Origin of the sequence: Nostoc sp. DedSLP03 (genome assembly GCF_034530815.1) — a bacterium.
Lineage (GTDB): Bacteria > Cyanobacteriota > Cyanobacteriia > Cyanobacteriales > Nostocaceae > Nostoc.
In genome coordinates, this window is sequence record NZ_JAVRCK010000208.1 from 1 (window position 1) to 2,622 (window position 2,622).

At 38.9% G+C, this 2,622-nt stretch carries 2 protein-coding genes; both read left to right on the forward strand.

The genetic code is table 11. The annotated features are described in order from the left end of the window. Nucleotides 1–109 precede the first annotated feature (109 nt). Entirely contained in the window at nucleotides 110–1,165 is a 1,056-nt protein-coding gene (locus RM368_RS38210) for a D-alanine--D-alanine ligase (RefSeq protein ID WP_322698887.1), read from the forward strand. A 374-nt stretch (nucleotides 1,166–1,539) separates the two neighbouring features. Then, nucleotides 1,540–2,451, forward strand: a complete 912-nt coding sequence (locus RM368_RS38215; RefSeq protein WP_322698888.1) for a beta-1,6-N-acetylglucosaminyltransferase — start codon at nucleotides 1,540–1,542, stop codon at nucleotides 2,449–2,451. Nucleotides 2,452–2,622: the final 171 nt, after the last annotated feature.

Here is a 2,622-nt window from a genome sequence, read left to right on the forward strand (position 1 = left end):
AAAGCTATGTCACTTATACAGCAAGCTCTTTAGCTCCACTGTCGCCCCCTGAAAGCCCACTCACTAATAACCGCTATATAAATTCTAACAATACATAGGAAGATAAATTATGCCAGTACTTCGTATCCTTCATTTAGTTGGGTCTGCATACAATAATTTTTACTGTGATTTGTCACGCCTTTATGCCCAAGACTGTCTCGCAGCAATGGCAGAGCGATCGCAATATGATTTTCAAATTGCATACATCACACCCGATCGCCAATGGCGATTTCCTCCTTCCCTCAGCCCTGAAGATATTGCTGACACCAAACCGATGACTCTGGCTGATGCCATACAGTTTATAACAGCACAAAACATTGATCTTGTATTACCACAAATGTTTTGTATCCCTGGAATGACTGAATACCGGGCTTTATTCGACTTGCTGAAGATCCCTTACATCGGCAATACTCCAGATATCATGGCAATAACGGCGCACAAAGGCAGAGCTAAAGCAATTGTCGAAGCCGCAGGGGTAAAAGTGCCTCGTGGAGAACTGCTTCGCCAAGGAGACGTTCCAACAATTACACCTCCAGCGATCGTTAAACCCGTAAGTTCCGATAACTCTTTAGGGATGGATTTAGTCAAAGAAGCTACCGACTATGATGCTGCCCTGAAGAAAGCATTTGAATATTCAGATGAGGTGATCGTAGAAGAATTTATTGAACTCGGTCGAGAAGTCAGATGTGGCATTATTGTCAGAGATGGGGAACTAGTGGATTTACCTCTTGAAGAGTATCTGTTAGACCCCCATTCCAAACCCATCCGCAACCATGCTGAAAAACTCAAACAAACGGACGATGGCAACTTGGGTTTTGCTGCTAAAGATAATAAAAAGTCTTGGATTGTAGATTCTAACGATCCAATTACCCAAAAGGTTCAGCAAGTAGCTAAGAAGTGTCATCAGGCTTTGGGTTGTCGCCACTACAGTTTATTTGACTTCCGCATCGACCCAGAGGGAGAACCTTGGTTCTTAGAAGCCGGGTTGTATTGTTCTTTTGCCCCTAAAAGTGTGATTTCCTCTATGGCGAAAGCAGCTGGAATTCCTTTAAATGAGTTATTAATCACAGCTATCAATGAAACCTTGGGCAGTAATCAAAAAGTGTTGCAGAATTGCTCGGCATAAATTTTTCTGCTTGTAGTGGGTAGGAGAGCGATCGCAGCATTAATCAGCGATCGCTCTTCTATCGCTATTTGAATGCAGCTAGACTAAACCCTTATTCAACTACTAACAAATGTTTATAGCATTTCCTAATCACATAAGGTACATCAGAGCAAGCTCCTCGCTTGTTGGGAGGGGTTACTAAACTGTTAAGCATATAAGAAAGCACATTGAGATCGCAGGGGGGCAGGGAGCAAGGGAGAAGATTTGCAGCTTTTATTACCATGAGAATGGTGCAATTTAAATGACGATTAGCTTATACCTCACTCAACCGAGAAACTATTATTCACAGAAACATACATATTTTAAAATATTTTCAATATACACAACTTAAGCAAATGTCTAATTCTCCCAGCAATCCTATAGGTTTTATTTTACTAACTCATACAAAACCTCTACAAATTTACAGACTAATAAATAAGTTAAATAGTATGTTTAACTATCCTCTAATTGTGTGTCACCATGATTTTTCAAAATGTGATTTATCTGTAGATGCCCTGTCAAAAAATGTTTTATTAGTACGCCCTCATCTACAAACAGAGTGGGCAAGTTTTACTTTAGTAGAAGCCACAGTACAGGCACTTCGATTAATGTATGAGGTTCCAGAGCCTCCGGATTGGTTTGTATTACTCAGCGGAGCAGACTATCCCATTAAAACTGCAAGGCAAATATTGGATGAGCTAGCCTCAAGTTCATACGATGCTTATATTCAGTATGAGCAAATCACATATAAGACTTATAAACATGATTTAAAACCAAATATGTTATGGTTGAAAAATTCCTATCAACGATACTGTACAAAGTCGTTTTATTTTAATTACTCAAAAAAATACTTTGCTCAACTGAATATAGAAATAAGCTTAGAACATCCGCTATTAACAAAACCTTTCCTTCCTTTTTCAAAACAACTTGCTTGTTTCAGTGGAAGTCAATGGTTTTGTGCCAATAGTAAAGCTGCTAAATACATTATCGATTTTCACAGTAAGAAAAATGCCTTAACCTTGTACTACAGTAAGCTTAAGTATACAGATGAGTCGTATTTTCAAACTGTACTTGCTAATGCATCTCATCTGAAGCTGCAAAACGACCGACGACGCTACATTGATTGGTCAGATGGAGGCTGTCATCCCAAGACATTGCTTATGGAAGACTTGCCAAATTTACTCGTATCATCTGCTCACTTTGCTCGGAAATTTGACATTGATATAGATAGTAACATTCTTGATGAACTTGATAAGATTACATCCTAGCGATTACATATTTTGAGGGTTTGTAGTAAGCATTTTCGTGTTGAAAAAATAAGGACTATAGTCCTTATCCCTCTTTTGTCACTCTGGGGAAATAAAAATTGGATCTAAATGATGAAACCTAGGGCGTGTCATCAATTAGGTAAACTGGAATCAGAACTGCTGAAAAAGAAT

Excerpts from the sequence above, each read along its gene's own strand:
- RM368_RS38210 (WP_322698887.1), top strand. The coding sequence starts at position 110 with ATGCCAGTACTTCGTATCCTTCATTTAGTTGGGTCTGCATACAATAAT.
- RM368_RS38215 (WP_322698888.1), top strand. The coding sequence starts at position 1,540 with ATGTCTAATTCTCCCAGCAATCCTATAGGTTTTATTTTACTAACTCAT.